Annotated in this window: 23 protein-coding genes; 9 read left to right on the top strand and 14 right to left on the bottom strand. The window is 70.8% G+C overall.

Annotated features, from left to right (window positions below):
• Positions 1 to 2: 2 nt before the first annotated feature.
• From atpA to ABT369_RS27570, 6 genes are all read right to left on the bottom strand, one after another.
• Positions 3 to 1640 (bottom strand): F0F1 ATP synthase subunit alpha, encoded by a 1638-nt coding sequence (atpA, locus tag ABT369_RS27545; protein WP_350616161.1) that lies wholly within the window; start codon positions 1638 to 1640, stop codon positions 3 to 5.
• Between the two features lie 38 nt (positions 1641 to 1678).
• Positions 1679 to 2512 carry a F0F1 ATP synthase subunit delta gene (locus ABT369_RS27550; RefSeq protein ID WP_350616162.1) on the bottom strand — a complete coding sequence of 278 codons (834 nt, stop codon included), beginning with the start codon at positions 2510 to 2512 and terminating at the stop codon, positions 1679 to 1681.
• On the bottom strand, positions 2512 to 3057 hold the full coding sequence (locus tag ABT369_RS27555) for a F0F1 ATP synthase subunit B (protein WP_433089865.1): 546 nt from the start codon (positions 3055 to 3057) through the stop codon (positions 2512 to 2514). The genes ABT369_RS27550 and ABT369_RS27555 overlap by 1 nt, the downstream gene beginning before the upstream one ends.
• A 36-nt stretch (positions 3058 to 3093) precedes the next feature.
• Positions 3094 to 3318 (bottom strand): ATP synthase F0 subunit C, encoded by a 225-nt coding sequence (gene atpE / locus ABT369_RS27560; protein ID WP_223101581.1) that lies wholly within the window; start codon positions 3316 to 3318, stop codon positions 3094 to 3096.
• 121 nt (positions 3319 to 3439) lie between these two features.
• Complete coding sequence (atpB, locus tag ABT369_RS27565; RefSeq protein WP_350616166.1) at positions 3440 to 4216, bottom strand: F0F1 ATP synthase subunit A; 777 nt, start codon at positions 4214 to 4216, stop codon at positions 3440 to 3442.
• Positions 4217 to 4252: 36 nt separating this feature from the next.
• Positions 4253 to 4468, bottom strand: coding sequence for an AtpZ/AtpI family protein (locus ABT369_RS27570; protein WP_350616168.1), 216 nt, complete (start codon positions 4466 to 4468; stop codon positions 4253 to 4255).
• Between the two features lie 234 nt (positions 4469 to 4702).
• On the opposite strand from ABT369_RS27570, the gene ABT369_RS27575 reads away from it, so the two are divergent.
• A complete protein-coding gene (locus ABT369_RS27575; RefSeq protein WP_350616170.1) occupies positions 4703 to 5137 on the top strand; it encodes a hypothetical protein in 435 nt (144 codons plus the stop codon).
• An 11-nt stretch (positions 5138 to 5148) separates the two neighbouring features.
• Here the strand turns inward: ABT369_RS27575 and ABT369_RS27580 are convergent, their stop codons facing one another.
• Together ABT369_RS27580 and glyA are read right to left on the bottom strand one after the other, a co-directional pair.
• A complete protein-coding gene (locus tag ABT369_RS27580) occupies positions 5149 to 5538 on the bottom strand; it encodes a hypothetical protein (protein WP_350616172.1) in 390 nt (129 codons plus the stop codon).
• Positions 5535 to 6785, bottom strand: coding sequence for a serine hydroxymethyltransferase (gene glyA, locus ABT369_RS27585; RefSeq protein ID WP_350616174.1), 1251 nt, complete (start codon positions 6783 to 6785; stop codon positions 5535 to 5537). The genes ABT369_RS27580 and glyA overlap by 4 nt, the downstream gene beginning before the upstream one ends.
• 43 nt (positions 6786 to 6828) lie before the next feature.
• Here glyA and ABT369_RS27590 point away from each other — a divergent pair, with 43 nt between their 5' ends.
• A complete protein-coding gene (locus tag ABT369_RS27590) occupies positions 6829 to 8313 on the top strand; it encodes an SDR family oxidoreductase (RefSeq protein ID WP_350616175.1) in 1485 nt (494 codons plus the stop codon).
• On the opposite strand, the gene ABT369_RS27595 is transcribed toward ABT369_RS27590, so the two are convergent.
• The gene (locus ABT369_RS27595) at positions 8273 to 8842 is read right to left on the bottom strand and encodes an arsenate reductase/protein-tyrosine-phosphatase family protein (protein ID WP_350616177.1); all 570 of its coding nucleotides are present in this window, start codon (positions 8840 to 8842) and stop codon (positions 8273 to 8275) included. The genes ABT369_RS27590 and ABT369_RS27595 overlap by 41 nt on opposite strands.
• 10 nt (positions 8843 to 8852) lie before the next feature.
• On the bottom strand, positions 8853 to 9491 hold the full coding sequence (locus tag ABT369_RS27600; RefSeq protein WP_350616179.1) for an L-threonylcarbamoyladenylate synthase: 639 nt from the start codon (positions 9489 to 9491) through the stop codon (positions 8853 to 8855).
• A 159-nt stretch (positions 9492 to 9650) separates the two neighbouring features.
• Here ABT369_RS27600 and ABT369_RS27605 point away from each other — a divergent pair, with 159 nt between their 5' ends.
• Together ABT369_RS27605 and ABT369_RS27610 are read left to right on the top strand one after the other, a co-directional pair.
• Positions 9651 to 10727 (top strand): GNAT family N-acetyltransferase, encoded by a 1077-nt coding sequence (locus ABT369_RS27605; RefSeq protein ID WP_350616181.1) that lies wholly within the window; start codon positions 9651 to 9653, stop codon positions 10725 to 10727.
• The gene (locus ABT369_RS27610; RefSeq protein WP_350616182.1) at positions 10724 to 11680 is read left to right on the top strand and encodes a glycosyltransferase family 2 protein; all 957 of its coding nucleotides are present in this window, start codon (positions 10724 to 10726) and stop codon (positions 11678 to 11680) included. The genes ABT369_RS27605 and ABT369_RS27610 overlap by 4 nt, the downstream gene beginning before the upstream one ends.
• Here the strand turns inward: ABT369_RS27610 and ABT369_RS27615 are convergent.
• Positions 11677 to 12369 (bottom strand): polysaccharide deacetylase family protein, encoded by a 693-nt coding sequence (locus tag ABT369_RS27615; RefSeq protein WP_350616184.1) that lies wholly within the window; start codon positions 12367 to 12369, stop codon positions 11677 to 11679. The genes ABT369_RS27610 and ABT369_RS27615 overlap by 4 nt on opposite strands.
• Positions 12366 to 13583, bottom strand: a complete 1218-nt coding sequence (locus tag ABT369_RS27620) for a glycosyltransferase family 4 protein (protein WP_350616186.1) — start codon at positions 13581 to 13583, stop codon at positions 12366 to 12368. Before ABT369_RS27620 ends, ABT369_RS27615 begins: the two co-directional genes overlap by 4 nt.
• A 151-nt stretch (positions 13584 to 13734) precedes the next feature.
• Between ABT369_RS27620 and ABT369_RS27625 the strand changes: the two genes are divergently transcribed.
• On the top strand, positions 13735 to 14349 hold the full coding sequence (locus ABT369_RS27625) for an acyltransferase (protein WP_350616188.1): 615 nt from the start codon (positions 13735 to 13737) through the stop codon (positions 14347 to 14349).
• Here ABT369_RS27625 and ABT369_RS27630 read toward each other — a convergent pair.
• Positions 14346 to 15017, bottom strand: coding sequence for a hypothetical protein (locus ABT369_RS27630; RefSeq protein ID WP_350616190.1), 672 nt, complete (start codon positions 15015 to 15017; stop codon positions 14346 to 14348). The two genes, ABT369_RS27625 and ABT369_RS27630, sit on opposite strands and share 4 nt — an antisense overlap.
• Positions 15018 to 15247: 230 nt before the next feature.
• Between ABT369_RS27630 and ABT369_RS27635 the strand changes: the two genes are divergently transcribed.
• From ABT369_RS27635 to ABT369_RS27650, 4 genes are all read left to right on the top strand, one after another.
• The gene (locus tag ABT369_RS27635) at positions 15248 to 16192 is read left to right on the top strand and encodes a Wzz/FepE/Etk N-terminal domain-containing protein (protein ID WP_350616192.1); all 945 of its coding nucleotides are present in this window, start codon (positions 15248 to 15250) and stop codon (positions 16190 to 16192) included.
• A 100-nt stretch (positions 16193 to 16292) separates the two neighbouring features.
• Complete coding sequence (locus ABT369_RS27640; RefSeq protein ID WP_350616193.1) at positions 16293 to 17612, top strand: O-antigen ligase family protein; 1320 nt, start codon at positions 16293 to 16295, stop codon at positions 17610 to 17612.
• Positions 17609 to 19090: a lipopolysaccharide biosynthesis protein gene (locus tag ABT369_RS27645; protein ID WP_350616195.1), complete on the top strand. Its 1482-nt coding sequence runs from the start codon at positions 17609 to 17611 to the stop codon at positions 19088 to 19090. Before ABT369_RS27640 ends, ABT369_RS27645 begins: the two co-directional genes overlap by 4 nt.
• A gap of 8 nt (positions 19091 to 19098) precedes the next feature.
• Positions 19099 to 19908, top strand: a complete 810-nt coding sequence (locus ABT369_RS27650) for a glycosyltransferase family 2 protein (protein WP_350616197.1) — start codon at positions 19099 to 19101, stop codon at positions 19906 to 19908.
• A gap of 48 nt (positions 19909 to 19956) precedes the next feature.
• Here the strand turns inward: ABT369_RS27650 and ABT369_RS27655 are convergent, their stop codons facing one another.
• Positions 19957 to 21000 carry a glycosyltransferase family 2 protein gene (locus ABT369_RS27655; protein WP_350616198.1) on the bottom strand — a complete coding sequence of 348 codons (1044 nt, stop codon included), beginning with the start codon at positions 20998 to 21000 and terminating at the stop codon, positions 19957 to 19959.
• Positions 21001 to 21067 lie beyond the last annotated feature (67 nt).

Here is a 21067-nt window from a genome sequence, read left to right on the forward strand (position 1 = left end):
CGTCAGCCCGACTTCCGGACCTGGCGGGTGACGGTCTCGCGGGACTGCTCGCCCTCAAGCGCCTTGGCCGGCGCCTCGTTGACCGCGGTCTCGCCGTCCTTGGCCGAGAACACCTGCTTGAACGAGTTGATCGCCTCGGTCAGGCCGTCGATCGTGCTCTGCTCGAGCTTCTTGGTCGAGGCGATCGCGTCGAGCAGCTCCTTGCGGCTGGAGCGCAGGTGCTGCAGGAACTCGGTCTCGAAGCGGCGGATGTCGCTGACCGCGATCGAGTCCAGCTGGCCCGTGGTGCCGGCCCAGATCGAGACGACCTCCTCCTCGACCGAGAAGGGCGAGTACTGCGGCTGCTTGAGCAGCTCGACCAGGCGGGCACCCTTGTCCAGCTGGGCGCGGGAGGCCTTGTCCAGGTCGGAGGCGAACGCGGAGAACGCCTCGAGCTCGCGGTACTGCGCCAGGTCGAGCCGAAGCCGGCCGGCGACGTCCTTCATGCCCTTGACCTGGGCCGAGCCGCCGACCCGCGACACCGAGGTGCCGACGTTGATGGCCGGGCGGACGCCCTGGTTGAACAGGTCGGACTCCAGGAAGACCTGGCCGTCGGTGATGGAGATGACGTTCGTCGGGATGTAGGCCGAGATGTCGTTGGCCTTGGTCTCGATGATCGGCAGGCCGGTCATCGAGCCGCCGCCGAGCTCCTCCGACAGCTTCGCGCAGCGCTCGAGCAGCCGCGAGTGCAAGTAGAAGACGTCGCCCGGGTAGGCCTCGCGGCCCGGCGGGCGGCGCAGCAGCAGCGACACGGCGCGGTAGGCCTCGGCCTGCTTGGTCAGGTCGTCGAACACGATCAGGACGTGCTTGCCGCCGTACATCCAGTGCTGGCCGATGGCCGAGCCGGTGTAGGGGGCGAGGTACTTGAAGCCGGCCGGGTCGTCCGCCGGGGAGGCCACGATGGTGGTGTACTCCATCGCGCCCTGCTCTTCGAGGGTGCCCTTGATCGCGGCGATCGTGGTCGCCTTCTGGCCGATGGCGACGTAGATGCAGCGGACCTGCTTCTTCGGGTCGCCGGACTTCCAGTTGTCCCGCTGGTTGATGATCGTGTCCAGCGCGACCGTGGTCTTACCGGTCTTGCGGTCACCGATGATCAGCTGGCGCTGGCCGCGGCCGATGGCGGTCATGGCGTCGATCGCCTTGATGCCCGTCTGCAGCGGCTCCTTGACCGGCTGGCGGGCCATGACGTTCGGCGCCTGGAGCTCGAGCTCGCGGTAGCCCTCGTTGGTGATGTCGCCGCGGTCGTCGATGGGCTCACCCAGCGGGTTGACCACGCGGCCGAGGAAGGCGTCGCCGACCGGCACCGAGAGCACGCGGCCGGTCCGCTTGACCTGCTGGCCCTCCTCGATGCCCTCGAACTTGCCGAGGACGACGACGCCGATCTCGCGGACGTCGAGGTTGAGCGAGACGCCGAGCGTGCCGTCCTCGAACTCGAGCAGTTCGTTGGCCATGGTCGAGGGGAGGCCTTCGACCTGGGCGATACCGTCGCCGGCGTACGAGACGACGCCGACCTCCTCGCGGGAGATCTTTGAGTCAACGGACGAGACGTAGCGCTCGAGTGCGCCCCGAATGTCGTCCGAGGAGATGGTCAGCTCGGCCATCCTCAACCTTCTATCTGGAGTATCAAGCTTCGGGGTAATTACTTCGAGAGCGCCGTCTTGGCCTCGGCGAGGCGCCGGGCGACTGTGCCGTCGTAGAGGTCCGCGCCGACCTTGACCCGCACGCCTCCGATGATGCGCGGATCGACGTCGACCTTCAGGGAGACGTTCCGACCGTACAACTCGGCCAGGCGACCGGCCAGGCGCTGCTCCTCGGCGTCGCTCAGCGCGACGGCGGTGGTCACGTAGGCCACCGACCGGTCCCGCTTCGCGGCGGCCAGTTCGACCAGGCGGCTGATCGAGCTGTCGAAGCCCCGGCCGCCGAAACCGGCGACCGCGAGCTGCGTGAGGCCGAGCGTGGCCGGCTTCGCCTTGCCCGTCAGCAGGCCCGACACGAGCTCCGAGCGCACCGCGGCGGGCGCGGTGGTGTCGCTCAGGGCACCGGCGAGCCGCGGGTCACCCGCGACGATCTGGCTGAAGCGGAAGAGCTCGTCCTCCACGTCGGCCAGGTCCCCGGCCCGGTCGGCGGCCGACAGCAGCGCGTCGGCTCCGAGCCGCTCGACGCCGTCGAGCAGCGCGCCCGGCCCGGACCAGCGTCCGGACACCAGCACGCTGAGCAGGTCGACGGTCTCGGTGCCGACCTTGCCCGACAGGATCGAGCCGATCAGCTCCGCGCGGTCGGCACCCGGGCGGCCCGGGTCGGCCAGCGCCCGGCGCAGCCGCGGCTCGCGCCGCAGCAGGTCCGCGACCGCGAGGATCTCCTCGGCGGCCTTGGAGATCGCAGCGACGTCAGCGCTCGCCGAGAACCCGGCGAGCTTGTCGGCCGCGGCCCCGTAGGCGTCGCGGTTGGCGTTGTTCGTGAACACTGCGTCCATCAGCGCCGCCCGGCGGCACCGGCCGCGTCGCCTTCGCCGATCTCCTCGAGGAACCGCTCGACCGTGCCACGGCGGCGGGCCTCTTCCTCGAGCGATTCGCCGACGATCCGGCCGGCCAGGTCGACCGCGAGCGAGCCGATCTCGGCGCGCAGCTGGCGGACGATGGTCTGCCGCTCGGTCTGCAGGGCGTCACGTCCCGCGGCGATGATGCGGTCGCTCTCCTCGCGGGCCTTGGCGAGGATGTCCTCGCGGATGCCCGTCGCGTCGGCGCGCGCCTCGTCACGGATGCGAGCCGCCTCGGTGCGGGCCTCGGCGAGCTGCTCCTTGTACTGCTGGAGCAGCCGGTTCGCCTCGGCCTGCGCCTCCTCGGCGCGCTTGATCCCGCCCTCGATCGCGTCGACGCGCGCCCGGAAGGTCTCCTCCATGCGCGGGAAGACGAACTTCATGAGCACGAAGCACAGGATCGCGAAGGCGATGCCGCCGACGACGATCTCCTGCCAGATCGGGATGATCGGGTTGTGCTCAGCTTCTTCAGCGAAGATCAGCATGGGAAACCTCCCGGCTAATTCGAAGGGGGGAGGTTACTTGCCGAACACGAAGCCGAAGGCGATACCCAGCAGGGCGAGCGCCTCGACCACGGCGAAGCCGAGGAACATGTACGTACGGGTGAGGCCGGCCGACTCGGGCTGACGCGCGGTCGACTGGATGTACGAGGCGAAGACGATACCGACGCCGATGCCAGGGCCGATCGCGGCGAGGCCGTAACCGACCGCGGCCATGCTTCCGGTGATCTCTGCCAGAGCCATCTGTGAATCCTCCTGGGATCTCGCGTGAACGGTTCACGCGGGACAACTGAAAAAGGTGGAGCGGCAACGCTTTCGAAGTTCGAGAAGCGGGGGTGGGTGGTGCGAGGACGCCGGGTGCGGCTCAGTGCTCTTCGGCCAGGGTGCCGGCGAGGTAGTTGGCCGTCAGCAGCGTGAAGACGTAGGCCTGCAGGGCGGCGATCAGCAGCTCGAAGAACGTGAGCATGATCGTCATCGCCCAGGAGACCAGGGAGATCGGCTTGAGGAAGAAGCTCTCCGCGTTGAGCAGCGCGAACCCGCCGAGCGTGAACACCAGCAGCAGCATGTGGCCGGCGAACATGTTGGCGAAGAGCCGCAGCGCCAGGGTGAGCGGCTGCAGGATGAACGCCTGCAGGGCCTCGATCGGCAGCAGCAGCGGCTGCATGAACCACGGGGCCGGCAGCACCGTCGCGTGCTTGAGGTAGCCGACGAAGCCATGCTTCTTGAAGCCCTGGTAGAGGTAGAGCCCGTAGGTGCACAGCGCCAGCATCAGCGGGAAGGCGATGTGGGCCATCGGCGACACCTGGATGAACGGCACGATCGAGAAGACGTTGCCGACCAGGATGAAGATGAACAGGCTGGCCAGGTAGGGCGCGAAGCGCAGCCCCTCGTGGCCGATGACGTCCTTGGCCACGCCCTCGCGCACGAACCCGTAGAGGCTCTCGGCGAGCCACTGGCCCTTGGTGGGCACGACCTTCGGGTTGCGGTAGGCCACCAGGAAGAACACGATCACGATCGCGGCGGCCAGCCACAGGAACAGGCTGAACTTGGTAAGCCACTCCGCACCGCCGAACAGGGCGGGCGGGTAGATGTCATTCACGCTGGGCGGGAAGGGCACCTCCGCCAGAACCTGACCGCTCACCACGTTCCTCTCGACATGTATTGAAGTGCCACCGGCTCAGGCGCCGAGCTTCTTGACCACGAGGTAGATGCCGCCGGCCGCGCCGAGCACGCATCCGATCCCGGTGACGATCCCGTCCGACCCGAGCCAACGGTCGATGAGCCAGCCGACGAAACCCCACACGGCAATGCCCGAGATGAGGTATCCGACGGCGGCCCAACCTGTATTGGCGCCACTCGCACCGGATTGCTTTGGTGTCTGGTTATCCGCCATGACGCGGTGACCATATCAGCCTGCCGGGAGCACCCGTGCATCGACCCCCGCGTGCTCATCGCGCGGGGGTTTCTCATCGGGCCGGGGCCATCAACCGGCGGTCGTCAACGCTACTCCTCCGAATCGACGCGGAGGGTCAACTACACGACTGACGCGTGAGTGAATGTTGCGCACGGTCACCCCCAGGGGCTTAGCTGAGCGTGCATCTTAACAATGGGTACCTGGGTGGTGACCATGCGCAATGCCGCCATCGCTTTCTTGCTGATCCTCGCGGCCGTCGTCGTGACGAAGACCGGCCGCGACCAGACGCCTCGCCCCGTGGGCGGGATCACGGGGACACTGTGTTCCATTTCACCACAGCGTGTCACACTCCGTGATGGAAAACTCATCGGCGCGGCCCGCTTCCACTGCGACTCCCCCGGCCCCGACCGGCTCGCGCTGACCGTCCGGCTGCAGCGCAGTACCGATGCGGGCTGGACGACGGTGGCGCAGCAGACATTCACGGCGGCCAAGGGCGAGACATTGCGCTCCGTACCGGCCGCTCAGCGCACCCGCGAGGTCGCGGCGGCCTGCTCGGCCGGCACGTATCGAACAGCGGCGGAATGGTCGGTGAACGGCGGCCGAACCGGCGCGGCGCTCGGCTCCGAGCGCCGCAACCCCTGTCGTTAAGGCCTGCGGGCCTAGACCTCGACGTAAGGGATCTTGGCGCGCCACACCCACACGGCGTGCGCGGTCATCCAGGCGATCACCGACACGATCACCGAGACGCCCATCCACGGCAGCCCGGCCCAGTTCGTGTTCAGGGCGCCCCACATGGCGAAACCGATGATCGTGAACTTGATGATGTAGGTCGCCAGCGCCACCGGCAGCAGCATGTGGTGCGCCTTCAGGTCGGTCCAGGCAATGACGAGGCTGGAGACCACGTAGCTCAGGGTGACCAGCCCGACCCCGGCCGCGTCCCCGCCGACGCCGGTCCAGCCGTCGCGCCACAGCGCGATGGGCACGGTGACGACCAGCACGATCGCCATCGCGAGCAACTGGGCGGGAAGGTGGTTCAGCCGCTTCTTCATCGCGTCGAAGGATACGCGGGGAACGCGGATGTGAGCTCCCGCACCCGCTCCCCCACCGGCTCGCCGCGGACGGCCGCGGCGATGAGCGCCGCGATCCGCAGCATCTCGGGCTCCTTCATGCCCTGGGTCGTGACCGAGGGCGTCCCCACGCGGATGCCGGAGGCGGTCATCGGCTTCTCGGGGTCGTACGGGATGGCGTTCTTGTTGAGCGTGATCCCGCTGGCGTCGCAGCGCTCCTCCGCCTCGCGGCCGGTGATGCACAGCGCGCGCAGGTCGATGAGCGCCAGGTGCGTGTCGGTGCCGCCGGACACGGGCCGCATGCCCTCGCCCTCCAGCCCCGCGGCCAGCGCCTTCGCGTTCGCGACGACCTGGCGGGCGTAGTCGGCGTAGGCGGGCTGGGACGCCTCCCGCAGCGCCACCGCCTTCGCCGCGACCGCGTGCATGAGCGGGCCGCCCTGGGTGAAGGGGAATACGGCCTTGTCGATGCGCTGGGCGAGGGACTCCCGGCACAGGATCATGCCGCCGCGGGGGCCGCGCAGCACCTTGTGCGTGGTCGCGCACACGACGTCGGCGTGCGGCACCGGCGACGGGATCGCCCCGCCCGCGACCAGGCCGATGAAGTGGGCGGCGTCGACCATGAGGTAGGCGCTCACCTCGTCGGCGATCGCCCGGAACCGCGCGAAGTCGATCAGCCGCGGGTAGGCCGTCGCCCCGCAGATGATGAGCTTCGGCCGGTGCGTCAGAGCCAGCTCGCGCACCTCGTCGTAGTCGATCAGCTCGTCGTCCTTGCGCACCGGGTAGCCGACCGTGGTGAACCACTTCCCGGAGAAGTTGACCTTGCTGCCGTGGGTCAGGTGGCCGCCGTGCGGCAGCTCCATCGCGAGCACCGTGTCGCCGGGCATGAGCAGGGCGGCGTACGCGGCCAGGTTGGCGCTCGACCCGCTGTGCGGCTGGAGGTTGGCGTGCTCGGCGCCGAAGAGGGCCTTCGCCCGCTCGATGCCCAGCGCCTCGGCCCGGTCCACCTCGCCGCAGCCGCCGTAGTAGCGGCGGCCCGGGTAGCCCTCGGCGTACTTGTTGGTGAGCGTGGAGCCGAGCACCGCAAGCACGGCCGGCGAGGTGAGGTTCTCGCTCGCGATGAGCTGGAGCCCGCCGCGCAGGCGCGCGAGCTCGTCGAGGACGACGTCGGCGATCTCGGGATCGGTCTCCCGCAGCGCGTCGAAGTCGGGCCCCCAGTACGTGTCGCCCATGAAATGAGTCTAGGGTCCGATTGCGCAGGGTAAGCATGAAGTCATGCGATGTCTGGTGACCGGCGCGACCGGATACGTCGGCGGCCGCCTGGTCCCCCGCCTGCTGGCGGCCGGGCACGAGGTGCGCTGCCTGACCCGCGACCCGCGCCGCCTGCGCGACGTGCCCTGGTCGGATCGCGTCGAGGTCGTCCCCGGCGACGTGGCCGAGGACGAGGGCCTGGCCGAGGCGATGCGGGGCGTCGAGGTGGCGTACTACCTGGTGCACGCCCTGGGCCAGGAGTCCTTCGAGGACGTCGACCGCCTCAGCGCGCTCAACTTCGCCATCGCGTGCGAGCGGGCCGGGGTGGAGCGGATCGTGTACCTCGGCGGCCCCGTCCCGCCCGGTAAGGCCTCCGCGCACCTGCGCTCCCGCGGCGAGGTCGGCGACATCTTCCTGCGCTGTGCCGTGCCGGCCACGGTGTTCCGGGCCGCGGTCATCATCGGCTCGGGCTCGGCGTCGTTCGAGATGCTGCGGTACCTGACCGAGCGCCTGCCGGTCATGGTCACCCCCGCCTGGGTGCGCAACCGCATCCAGCCCATCGCGATCCGGGACGTGCTGCGCTACCTCGTCGCCGCCGCCACGGTCTTCCCGCCGCCGGTGAACCGCGCGTTCGACATCGGCGGCCCGGACGTGCTCACCTACGCCGGGCTGATGCAGCGGTACGCCCGCATCGCCGGCCTCCCGCGCCGCGTGCTCCTGCCCGTGCGCGTCCTGACCCCGCGGCTGTCGTCGTACTGGGTGGGTCTCGTCACCCCGGTGCCGAACCGGATCGCCCGCCCGCTCGTGGGCAGCCTCATCCACGAGGCGGTCTGCACCGAGCACGACATCGCGGCCTACGTGCCCGACCCGCACGACGGCCTGACCGGCTTCGAGACCGCGGTCTCGCTCGCGCTGCGCCGCATCCGCGACGCCAACGTGGAGACCCGCTGGTCCGGCGCCATGCTGCGCAGCGCGCCGAGCGACCCGCTGCCGAGCGACCCGGCCTGGTCGGGCGGCAGCGCCTACCGCGACGAGCGCGCCCACTACACGGAGGCGTCGCCCGAGCAGCTCTGGCACGTGATCGAGTCGATCGGGGGCGAGCACGGCTGGTACTCCTCCCGCCTCGCCTGGTCCCTGCGCGGCGGCGTCGACCGGCTCTTCGGCGGCGTGGGCCTGCGCCGGGGCCGCCGGGACCCGCAGCGGCTCTACGCCGGGGAGGCGCTGGACTTCTGGCGGGTGGAGGAGATCGTCCCCGGCGAGCTGCTGCGGCTGCGGGCCGAGATGAAGATGCCCGGGCGCGCGTGGCTGGAGCTGCGCGCCGCCGTCGACGAGCAGGACCGCACCGTCTACGAGCAGGTGCTCGTGTTCGTCCCGCGGGGGCTGGCCGGGCACGCGTACTGGCGCTCGGTCGCCCCGCTGCACGGGCTGGTCTTCGGGCGCATGGCGCGCAACATCGCCAGGGCCGCGCTCAGCGTGCGAACAGCGCCTCAGCCAACGGCGCGGTCGTAGCGCGGATCTCGTCGGCGACCCGGCTGAAGTACGAGTCGGCGCGGCCCCACGGGTCGTCCAGCTCGTCCGACTCCCGGGCCGGCCGCCCCGCCCGCGCGCGATCGGCCGCCTCGACCAGCGCCACCCCGCGCTCGTACGCGGTCGGCCCGGCGGGCGGCTCCAGGCCGCGGACCAGCCGGCCGAACTCGCCGAAGACGAACGTGCGCGCGGCCGCGTCGGGGCGCAGCTCCGCCACGAACTCGACCTGCTCGATCGTCGCGGTGAGCACGAGGTCGGAGCCGTCGACGTGCTCGGCGAGCAGCTTGCGCGCCCTGAACCCGTCGACGCTGCCGCCGCGGGCGAGCACCTGCCGGGCCGCCTGCGGGTCCATCGGCTCCCCCGCGTGCCAGCCGCCGGTGCCGGCGCCGTGCACGTAGAGCTCGTCCGCCGAGCCGCCCAGCGCGAGCGCGTCGGCCACGAGGAGCCGCTCGGCCATCGGCGAGCGGCAGATGTTGCCCATGCAGACGCACAGCACGCTGAACGGCGCCATCAGGAGGCCCTCAGGACTCGATCGCGATGAGGTCGGGCACGACCTCCCGCAGCTTCTCCAGCGGGATCGCGCCGGCCCGCAGCACCCGGTGCTCGCCGCCGACGACCGAGATGATCGTGGACGCGACGGGCTCGGGGCAGGGGCCGCCCTCGAGGTACACACTCACGGAGTAGCCCAGCTGGTCCCGCGCCTCGGCGGCGGTCTCGGCCGGCGCCTGCCCGTGCTTGTTGGCCGAGGACACCGCCATCGGGCCGGTCTCGCGCAGCACCTCGAGCGCGATGGGGTGCAGGGGCATGCGCACCGCGACCGTGCCGTCGGTGCTGCCCAGGTCCCACTGCAGGCTCGGCGCGTGCTCCACCACGATGGTCAGCGCGCCCGGCCAGAACGCGTCGACCAGGTCGCGGGCGGCCTGGGGCAGGCCGAACACGAGCCCGTCGAGCGTATGCCGCGAACCCACCAGCACCGGCACCGGAGTGGTGCGACCCTTGGCATTGTTGAGCGCGGTGACGGACCAGGACTTGAACGCGTCGGCGCCGATGCCGTACACGGTGTCGGTCGGCATGACGATCAGGTCCCCGCGGCCAACGGCCTCGATGGCGGCGGCGATCCCGCGCTCGCGCTCGGCAAGCACGCTGCAGTCGTAGAGCATCACGAGAGGCTAGTCTGCCACCCGTCGAACCGCGCCGAACGGTGGCCGTCCGGTGCGCATAGCCGACACTCGAAGATGTTTCGGCATCACACGCCGTACCGGCAGGATGGACGCGCCCGGACGACGCTCGCGCGCAGCGATTTGGGGAGAAGACACTAGGTGAAGATCTCGGTTGTCCGTGCGACTGATCTCGGCCCGGCGGAACTGGACCGATGGCGCGCCCTGCAGCAGGCGGACCCGGCCCTGGCCAGCCCGTTCCTGTCGCCGGAATTCACCCTCGCGGTCGCCCGGGTGAGGCCCGCCGCACGGGTCGCCGTGCTCGAGGACGACGGACAGGTGGCCGGCTTCTTCGCCTACGAGATCCGCCGGCGGGTCATCGGCGTGCCGATCGGCTTCGGCATCTCCGACTGCCAGGGGCTCGTGCACGCGAAGGGGCTCGAGTGGGACCCGATCGCGCTGCTGCGCGCGTGCAACCTCCCCGTCTGGGAGTTCGATCACCTGATGGGCGATCAGGCCCCGTTCGCGCCCTATCACCAGGAGCGCGCGGGTTCGCCCATCATGGACGTTTCCAAGGGCTATGAGGAGTACATCGCCGACCGGATGCGCGAGGGCGACGTGGTCCGCCAGGCCAACCGCAAGCAGCGGGGCATGGTGCGCGACCTCGGCGAGGAGCGCTTCGTCTGGGAAGACCGCAGCGACACCGCGTTCGACGCGCTGCGGGCCTGGAAGTCGGCGCAGTACCAGCGCACGCAGCAGTACGACCGGTTCGACACGCCCTGGATCCGCCAGGTCATCGACGACCTGATGACCTCGGACGCGCCCGGGTGCCGCGCCGTCGTCTCCACCATCTACGCGGGCGACCGGCCGGTCGCGGCGCACCTCGGGCTGCGCAGCGAGTCGGTGCTGGCCTACTGGTTCCCGTCCTACGACACCGACCTGCACAAGTACTCGGCCGGCATCCTGCTCTGCCTCCGGATGGCCGAGGCCGGGGCGGCGGACGGCATCGGCCACGTCGACCTGGGCAAGTCCAAGGCGCTGTACAAGGACCGGCTGCGCAACGCCGAGCTGCCGGTGGCCGCGGGCCGGGTCGGCCGGTCGTGGTCGGTCACCTCCGCGCGGCGGGCGCAGGACGCGATGATGCGGTCGGTGAAGACGGGCAAGGTGGGCGACGCCCTCCGAAGCGGGCGCACCGGCAAGCTGCTGCGCATGGTCAAGTCCCGGCTGGCGGGCAAATGAGCGCGGAGGCGAACGTGCAGGACGAGGCCGTGGCGGTCGTCGTGGTCACCTATAACAGCGAGCAGCTGCTGCCGGCGCTGATGGAGTCGCTCGGCACCGGCCTGGACGGCGTGCGCTGGCACCTGACGGTCGCGGACAACGCCTCGGCCGACGGCACCGTCGAGGCGCTGCGCCGGCTCGCGCCCGAGGCCACCATCGTCGAGATGGGCCGCAACGCCGGCTACGCCGCGGGCATCAACGCCGCCGTGGCCGTGGCCGGTCCGCACACGGCCGTCCTCGTGCTCAACCCGGACGTCCGGCTCGGCCCCGGCTGCATCCGCACGCTGCTGGACACGCTGCGCACGCCCGGGGTCGGGCTCGCCGTGCCGCGCATCGAGGACGGCACCGGGCGGCTCATCCCCACCCTGCGCCGCGAGCCCTCGATCCCGCGCATCCTCGGCGACGCGCTCATGGGCGCCCGCCGGGCCGGGAAGTTCCCGGTGCTCGGCGAGGTGATCACCGACGACGCGTACTACGAGCAGGAGCGCATGGCCGACTGGGCCGAGGGCTCCACCATGCTGGTGAGCAAGGAGTGCTGGGACCGCTGCGCGCCCTGGGACGAGTCGTTCTTCCTGTACTCCGAGGAGACCGACTTCGCCCTGCGCGCCCGCGACGCCGGCCTCGGCACCCGCTACAACCCGGCCGCCCGCGCGGTGCACCTGGAGGGCGACTCCCGAGTCTCGCCGCGGCTGTGGGCGCTGCTCACCACGAACCGGGTCCGGCTCTACCGCCGCCGGCACTCGCTCGCGGCTGCCGGCGTCTACTGGTCGGTGCTGCTGCTGCGCGAGTCCAGCCGCGCGGTCACCGGCAAGCCGCAGAGCCGCATGGCGGTGAAGTCCCTGCTCAGCCCGACCCGCATGCGCGAGACACCGGGCCCGTGGACGGTGCACCCACAGGCGAAGAAGCCGGCCTAACGAAGGCGTTTCACGGTCCCGGCCAGCGCGTTGCGGGTGCGCATGGCCGGGGTCCGGCTCGCGGCGATCTGGGCCCGGAAGCTCTCCGCGGTGTCGCCTTGGCGGACGCTGTACCGCGGCTGCAGCCACCGTCCCCGGCGCGCGTAACGGCGATCGCTCGTGAACACCTCGGCGTAGCCCAGCCGGCGCAGCTCGCTCAGCGTCTGGCGGTCGTAGCGGCCCAGCGGGCAGGCGGCCTGGGTGACGGGCGCCCCGATGACCTCGGCGATGGTCTCGCGGGCGGTCACGAACTCGTCCCGGCGCTTGTCCGCGTCCAGGCCGCGCCACGGGTGGTGGTGCATCCCGTGGGTGCCGATGTTCATGCCCTGCCGCCGCAGCTCCCGCACCGCGTCGGCGTCGAGGCTGCCGGGCGAGCGCAGCCGGCCCGCCAGCACGAAGAAGTCGGCGGTCAGCCCCCGCTCCAGCAGCGCCGGCAGGCCGACGGTGACGTCCGAGGTGTTGCTGTCGTCGAAGCTAAGCCGCAGCGCGGGCAGGTCGCCCGCGGCCGAGGCGGCCACCACGTCGTCGAGAATGCGGTGGAACGTGTCCGCGTCGATCCAGTACGTGTCCTCGCCGGGCTCGAGCTCGCGCTCGGGCGTGCCGATCCCGTGGAACAGGACGTTGAGGACCTCGCCGTCGGGCGACGTCATGAGGCTGAGGCCTTGGCCCGGCGCAGCCGCTTGGCCAGCAGACGGTTCCACACCTCGATGTAGCCGCGGCTCTGGTGCTCCCAGGACAGCTCGTGGGCGAAGCGGGCCAGCCCGACCTCGCGCATCCGCTGCCGCTCGGCCGGGTCGTCCAGGAGCGCGGCCAGGGCGGTCGCGTACTCGTGCGGCGTGCCGTGCTCGACGTAGACCGCGGCCTCGCCGGCGCTGCGGCGGGTCTCGATCAGGTCCGCCGCGACGACGGGCACCCCGCGGCCGAGGTACTCCACCGTCTTGGCCATCGTCGAGAGGTTGTTCATGCGCGTCGGCAGGTCGGGCTGGATGGCCACGGTCGCCTTGCGCAGCAGCTCGTCGATCGCCGGGCCCTCGAGCCAGCCGGTGAACTCCACGACGTTGCCCAGGCCGCGCTCCGCGACGAGCTTGGTCAGCGCGGGCAGGGTCTCGCCGTCGCCCGCGATGACCATCCGCCAGTCGGGCCGGGGCCGCAGCCGGATCAGCTCCTCGGCCGCCAGCACCGCGCCCTCGACGTTGTCCTGGGGGCCGAGCACGCCGAGGTAGACGATCGTGTGCTCGTCCTGCGGGCCGGCCTGCGGCGGGGCGGGCTTGATCTCGCTCGCGCTCGGGCCGTTGCGCACGACGGTGATCTTCTCGGGCTTGACGCCGCGGCCGAGCGCGTTGGAGCGGTACGACTCGTTGGTGGCGAAGACCGCCGTCGCCGTGCGCAGGGTGAGCCACTCGAACGCGACCAGCGTGCCGAACACGAGGCCGTTCGGCGTGCCGGAGCGGGTGGCGTAGACCTCGGGGCACAGGTCGTGGTGGTCGAACACCCACGGGCGGCCCAGCGCGCGGAACAGGATCGCCAGGGGCCAGTACGCGTCCGGCGGGTTGCAGACCTGGACCGCGTGGGCCCGCCCGGCGAGGATCTCGCCCAGCAGCCGGAACGCGATGCAGATGAACGACCAGGCGAACTCGACCGCGAAGGTGACGACACCGCTGCCGTAGACCTTGACCGGGTACGGCTTGAGCCGCGTGTTCCGGCTGTTCGGCAGGATCTTGAGCGACGGATCACCCCGCGGGGCGATCACGGTGACGTCGTACCCGTTCGCCTCGAGACTCAAGCACTCGCGGATGACGCGACGGTCTCGCTCCGCGGGCAGGTTGGCCACGAGGATGGCGACGTGCGGCCGCGTTTTGGCCATGGTCCGGATCGCCCCGTTCCGCCGTTGAGACATGAAAGTACGGATGTACGCTGCGCGACTCCCCCGGCGAAGGCAATGGGCCGGTCAGGTGCCAACCTGTCGCCTTTCTTACATGGGCGGCGGCGACGACGGCGGACGTTAGGATGCCGCGATGGACGAGCTGAATGAAGAGCCGCGCCCGGCCCGGGTGATGGCCAGCGCGGATGTCGACGATCGGGCGGAGATCGGCGCAGGTACCACCGTATGGCATCTGGCCCAGGTACGCGAGGAGGCCCGGCTCGGACGCAACTGCGTAATCGGCCGCGGCGCCTACGTCGGCCCCGGCGTACGACTCGGCGACAACGTCAAGATGCAGAACTACGCGCTGGCGTACGAGCCGGCGACGCTGGGCGACGGCGTCTTCCTCGGCCCGGCGGCGGTGCTGACCAACGACACCTATCCGCGGGCGGTCACGCCGGAGGGCCGGCTCAAGACCGGCGAAGACTGGGAGGCCGTCGGCGTGGTGATCCGCGACGGCGCCGCCATCGGGGCCCGGGCGGTCTGCGTCGCCCCGGTGACCGTCGGGCGCTGGGCGCTCGTCGCCGCCGGCGCCGTGGTCGTGTCCGATGTGCCGGACTTCGCCCTGGTGGTCGGGGTGCCGGCCCGGCGGATCGGGTGGGTCGGCCGGGCGGGCGTGCGGCTGGTGGCGAAGGGGGACGGGCGGTTCGTGTGCCCGTCGACCGGCGCGGAGTACGTCGAGTCGGGCGGGGAGCTGACCGAGGCTTAGGCGGCGCCGGCGGCCAGGCTTCCGCCCGCCTCGGCCGCCTTGCGGGCCGCGCGAATCCGGCGGCGGCGCCGGACGTACTTGTCGACCCAGAGCGGCACGACCAGGGTGGCCAGGCCGCCCAGGAGCGCCGAGCCGAGCAGCGCCCGCACGGCCGAGTGCGACAGCATCGTCACGCTCGGCGCCACGAGGGTCGAGACCGTGAAGCGCAGGTCCTGCCGCACGTTCCAGCGGTCCTGCAGCTCCGTGAGCTTGTCGGTGTAGGCCGCGGTCAGGATGCGCAGCCCCAGGAGCCCCTGCTCCTCGCTGTCGGTGGTGTTGGTGACCGTCAGCGAGGAGATGATGTAGCGGGGCTCCTGGTTGGTGCCCGTGTTGCGGGGGGCGAACTCGTAGGTGCCGGTCATCCCCGCCCGGCGGAACTCCTCCTCGAAGGCCGGCGTCCGCAGACTTGTCGCGACGGCGGCCGCCGTGATGGCGACGGGCGGGTACAGCCCGGTCAAGGGGTTGGGCGAATCCGGCGAAACCGGGTACTTCACCACGAGCACCTCGGAGGCCAGGTACACCGGCGTGACCCGCGCGGCCTGGTAGCCGAGCCCTGCGGTCAAAATCACCCCGAGGATGACGACGATCCACTGCCGGCTCAGCGCGCGGACGACGTCGTTGAGATACATCCGCTGGCACCCCCTCCGGCTTACCCAAGTCCGGGCAATGGTGACATGATGGCGTCCCGGTGCGCCACGCAGCATAGAACCCGACTCAACTTCTGCTAGCCGACGCACCCACGTGCCGTATAGCGTGGTGGCCGAGCGCGCTGGACGCCGCCGCATGTCCGGAATCGGGACGCTGCCGCGCTGATCATCACGCGTCTCAATATGCGTCCCGGCGGGACTTGGAGGGGGCCATGGACCTCGGCGAAATCCTTCGTGTCCTGCGAAAGCGATGGCGCATCGTCGTACCGATGTTCATCGTGGCGATCGGTCTGGGCGTCACCGCCTCGGTCGTGGTGCCCAACACCTACGAATCGTTCACCACGGTGAGCCTGCTCAGTTCGCCCATGGCGACGACGGTCGCCACCAAGGGCAACGACAACCCGTTCATGACCTTCGACGCGTCACTGATCGCCACGGCCGACTTCCTCGGCCGCAGCCTTCAGTCGACGGACGCGGTGGAGGAGCTCAAGAGCCGGGGCGTGACCGAGAAGTACGCGGTCTCCCTCGCCGACGGCGCGCAGGGGCCCTTCCTCACCTTCACGGTGACCGGTGACAACAAGGCCCACACGCTGCAGTCGACCAAGGCCGTGGCCGTGTTCGCGCAGGAGCGGCTGACCCAGATCCAGCAGGCCAACGGGGTCAAGACGCAGGACCAGATCCGCATGACGGAGATCGTCCCGCCGCAGACGCCGACCACGAAGCTGAAGAAGAAGATCGAGGTCGTCCTCGGCGCGGTCGGCGGCATGGTCGCGCTGACGCTGCTGCTGACGTTCGTCCTGGAGAGCGTGAGCCGGAACAAGGCGCGCCGCCTGGCCGGGGATCAGAAGTCCACCTCGGACACCCAGCCGGTTCCGGCGCCCGCGGCGGGGGCCGCGGTCATGGTGAAGTCGCAGTCCCGCGCCACCCCGATCCCGGTCGTGTGGTCGGACGTGCCTCTCGACCAGACGGTCATTCTCGACGTGGACGCCAAGCAGGCGACCAACGCCAACCAGTCCGGCCCCGACGCCGACCGACCGGCGTCGGCCGACCAGACGGTCGTGCTCCAGATGCCCGTGAAGCCGGGCGGGTCCGACGGCGGCCGCCGGCGCCGGGGCGACGGAGACAAGGCCAACGGCCGCTGGGGCTCGGCCCGCTGAAGTGGTCGCTGTCGTCCCTCCGTCGAAGCAGCCGAGTCAGCCGAGCGAGGCCACGTCCGTGTCATCGACCGCCACCGCGCGCGGGTCCGCCTCACCCTCGGTGCTTAGGCGGCTCGGCGCGATCTACACGTCGCGCCGATCGGCCGGCCAGGGCCCGGTCACCATCCTGGCCATCTACATCGTCCTGCTGCTGCTGATCCCGTCCCGGATCGTGCTGCCCGGGCTGGGCGCGACCGGCACGCTCGCCAACGTCTTCATCCTCGCCGCGCTCGTCTGGTACGGGGTGAGCTGGCTGATGCGCCGGATCACCCCGGCGCTGTTCACCCGGGCGCCCCGGCTCGCGATGTTCTTCTTCGCCGTGGCCGTGCTGCTCAGCTACATCGCGGCCGCCCGCCGCGACAGCTCGGCGCTGGAGTCCAGCGCGGCCGACCGGGCGCTCATCCAGCTGCTGGCGTGGTTCCCGGTGGTCCTCATCTCCACGTCCCTGCGTGACTACGCGGACCTGGACCGGCTGCTGCGGCTCTTCGTGCGGTGCGCGGCCGTCGTCGGCTTCGTCGCGATCCTCGAGTTCCTGTTCAAGACCAGCCTTACCGCCTGGATGAGCATTCCCGGCTTCTCGAACAGCGGCCCCGAGCTGATCAGCCGGGGCTCGTTCGTCCGGCCGACGTCGACCGCGGCCAACACCCTCGAGCTCGCCACGATCATGGCCATCGCCCTGCCGTTCGCGCTGCAGCAGGGGTTCAACCCGGTGAGGCGGGGCGTGCTGCGGCAGTGGCTGCCGGTCGTCATCATCGCGCTGTCGGCCGTGATGACGGTGTCGCGCACGTCGATCATCGGGCTCGCCATCGTGTTCCTGACCCTGCTGCCCACCTGGCCGGCGAAGCGGCTGCTGCCGACGATGGGCGCCCTCACGGTCGGCATCGGCGTCTCACCCGTCGTGCTGCCGGGCCTCGCCGGCACCGTGATCGGGCTCTTCTCGGCCATGTTCAACGGCGGCGACAACAGCACGAACTCGCGGACCGCGACGTCCGCCGTGATCTCGACCTACTTCAACGAGCGGCCCTTGACCGGCCGGGGGTACGGCACCTTCCTGCCCCTGATGTACCGGTACACGGACAACGAATACCTGCTGGCGCTGGTCGAGATGGGCATCGTGGGCGTGGCCGCCGTCGTGGTCATCTACATCGTGTGCTTGCATTGCGGCGGCGCGGGACGCCGGCGGTTCGCCGACCTGGCTCGCAAGGAGACGGGGCAGGGCTTCGCCGCGGTCGGGCTCGTCATGTTGGTCGTCACCGCGACCTTCGACACGCTCAGCTTCCCCATGGTCGCCGGGTCGTCTTTCTTGATGATGGGACTCGCCGGGGCCTACCTCGGCATGGCCCGTCAGGATCAGCTGCTGAGGGGAGAACCGTCACTGTGACGGAGCTGAACCGGAAGGTCGCGTCCGCGACCCGCTGGAGCCTCATCAACACCGTCGTACGCCGGGTCGGCACGTTCGCCAGCGGTGTGGTGTTGGCCCGGCTCTTCTTCGGCCCGACCGAATGGGGCCTCTACGCCGTCGGCCTGCTGGTGCTGGCGATGCTGCTCTCCCTCAACGAGATGGGCGTGAGCCTCGCCCTCGTGCGCTGGGAAGGCGACATCAAGCGGTTCGCGCCGACGGTGCTCACCCTGTCGACGGCCTCGAGCACGGCCTTCTACGTGCTGCTCTACTTCACCGCGCCCACGGTGGCCCGGCTGCTGGGCTCCCCCGACGCCACGCTGATGCTCCGCCTGCTGTGCCTGAGCGTGATCATCGACGGCATCGCCTGCGTGCCCCTCGCGAAGCTCAACCGCGACTTCCAGCAGTTCTGGCGGACCGTGGTCGACATCCTCAACTTCGTGGTGAACACCGCCGTGACGATCGTGCTCGCGGCCATGCACGTCGGCGCGCTCGCCTTCGCGTGGGGCTCGCTGGCCGGCAACCTGGTCGCGCTGGTCGGCTTCGCGCTGGCCGCCCCGGGCATGCTGCGCTTCGGCTGGAACCGCAAGCTGGCCGGCGAGCTGTACAGGTTCGGCCTCCCGCTCGCCGCCGCCAGCCTGCTCACGCTCGGCATCGTCAACCTCGACTCGGTGGTCGTGGGCTCGGTCCTCGGCCCGGCCGCGCTGGGCCTCTACGCCATGGCCTTCAACATGTCGAGCTGGCCGGTGCGCATGGTCTCGGAGACGGCGCGGCGGGTGTCCTTCGCCGGCTTCTCCCGGCTCGCCGAGTCGCCGGCCGAGTTCGCGGCCGGCTTCACCCGGGCCATGGGCCTGGTCGTCGCGGCCGCGGTGCCGATGTGCGTGGTGCTCGGCGTGCTGGCCGACCCGATCATCAAGTTCGTCTACGGCGACCAGTGGGACGGCGCCGCGGTGGCGCTGCAGTGGCTGGTCGTGCTCGGCCTGGTCCGGGTGACCGTGGAGCTCGCCTACGACGGCATCGCCGCGCGCAAGCGCAAGACGCTGATGGTCATGCAGGGCTGGTGGCTCTTCTCGCTGATCCCGATCCTGATCTGGTTCGCGCACGTGTGGGGCATCAACGGCGTGGCCGCCGGCCAGGCGGTCGTCGCGGGCCTCCTCGTCGCTCCGGTGTTCCTGTTCGTACTGTCCCGAATGGGCATCCGCGTCGGCGACGTGGCGCGCGCGTGTCTCATGCCGGCCCTCGGCGGCATCGCCATGGGCCTGGCCGCGTGGGGTGTGCACCACGTGGTCGGCAACGGGTTCCTGGGACTGGCGCTGGGCGGGCTGGCGGGCGTCGTCGCCTACCTGCCGTTCGTCTGGCCCCTGGTGCGCAGCCTGCGCGCCAAGCGGGAGCAGCCCACGGAACCGACCCCCGCCGACGACCCGCTGATCCTCGCGGCCGCCGCACCCGAAGTCTCCTAGGAGCCACAGTGATCCGTTTGGTCAAACGACAGCTGCGCGCCCGGTACGGGTGGCTGCCGCTCGAGGAAATGCGCAACAAGGTGATGCTCGGCCATACCGCCATCGGTCTGCGCCGGTTCGAGGACAGCGAGGTGCGCCGCCTGCTGGCCACGCTGCCGGGCGGACGGCGGCCCGCGGCGCGGGTGGCGACCGTGGTGCTGACCTACAAGCGCCCCGACGGGCTCCAGCGGGCCGTGGAGTCGGTGCTCGCCCAGACCGTGCGCGACCAGGTCGTCATCGTGGTCGACGACGGCGGCGGCGGGCTGCCCGAGCTGCCGGCCGACCCGCGCCTGCACGTCGTGAGCCTCCGGCACAACATCAACGTGCTCGGCGTGAGCCGCAACATCGGCATGCGGCTGACGGACTCGCCGTTCGTCGCGTTCCTCGACGACGACAACGCCTGGCACTCGAACCACCTCGAGGTCGCGCTCGCGAAGCTGGAGGAGCCGGCCGAGTCGCGGCCCGACGCGGTCTACACGGCCATGCGCCGGGTGACGCCGGACGGCGAGGAGCGCGACGTGCTGTCGGTGCCGTTCGACCGGAAGCTCGCCTGGGAGCGGTGCTTCCTCGACTCCAACCCGTTCGTCGCCCGGCGCAGCCGGGACCTGCGCTTCAGCCGGCTGCGGCGGAAGTCCTCGGTGGCGCCGAAGGAGGACTGGGAGCTGATCTACCGCTTCAGCAAGAAGCACCGGGTCGAGCACATCCCCAGCGCGACCGTCGACTACGTCGTGAACCCGAACAGCTACTGGACCAACTGGGAAGCCCCGGCCCAGCCGTAGCCCATGCGAAGAGCCCCCGTGCCACGACACGGGGGCTCTTTCGTGTGCTCAGATGCCGCGCCGCTTCCAGGACTGCCACCACAGCCACTCGCGGCCCTTGTGCGCGACGGCGGACAGCACCAGCGGCTGCAGGTACGGCATCGCCGTGGGGCCGATCTGGCGGCGGACCCGCAGGCCCCGGAACTCCGGCAGGCTGCGGTAGTCCGGCCAGCACTCCTCCGCGAACGCCATGAGCTCGTCCAGCGGCACCTCGGTGGTGCGGCCGCGGTCGTAGGCGCGCACGACCCGCCGCAGCGCGAACCGGGCCAGCCGGCGGTGCACCATGGCGTCGAGCTCCGCCGCGTTGGGCAGCAGGTCCCCGCAGCGGGCCAGCACCGCCTCGTAGGCGGCCTTGCGCTGGCGCAGGTCGTTGACCGCCCCGGCGTAGTCGGTCAGGGACATGTTGTCGCCGTGGAGGCGGTAGTACGCCTGGTCGGCCCGCACGTAGCCGACGTCGGCGTGGGCCGCCAGCCGCATCCACATCTCGATGTCGCCGGCGTGGGGCAGGTCGACGTCGTAGCCGCCGACCTTGTGCTGCAGCGAGGTGCGGACCACGACCTCGGGCGAGGTGATGCAGCCGGTGGCCTCGCGGAACCGCCGCTCCAGCCACCAGTGCCCCGGCCACACGCTGGTGCCGCGGTCCTCGGTCCGGGCCGGCGGGGGCGGGCCCGGGTGCTGGAAGTGCACCGGGTGCCCGTAGACGAAGCCGACGTTCGGGTTGGCGTCGAGCAGGGCCACGGCGCGGGTGAGGGCGCCCGGGGTCAGCAGGTCGTCGGCGGACAGCAGCACGCAGTAGTCGCCGTCGGCCCACTCCATCAGGCCCTCGTTGTAGGTGGCCGTGTGCCGCTTGTTCTGCTCGTGGACCCGGACCTCGACCCGCGGGTCGGCCGCCGCGATCGCGTGCGCCTTCTCGGCCGAGTCGTCCGGCGAGGCGTCATCGATGATCAGGACCCGGATGTCCACTCCGGGGTTGGTGTCGACGATGCTGCTGACGCAATCGGCGAGGTAATGGCCGTATTTGTAACACGGAATGACCACACTGACCGAACTCATCTGCCACCCTCCGGGCCCGGCCGGCCCAATGTCGCACGGAAAAGAATGCCGCGCGGCTTTTGACTGG

The organism is Dactylosporangium sp. NPDC000244 (assembly GCF_040300725.1).
Taxonomy (GTDB): Bacteria; Actinomycetota; Actinomycetes; order Mycobacteriales; family Micromonosporaceae; genus Dactylosporangium.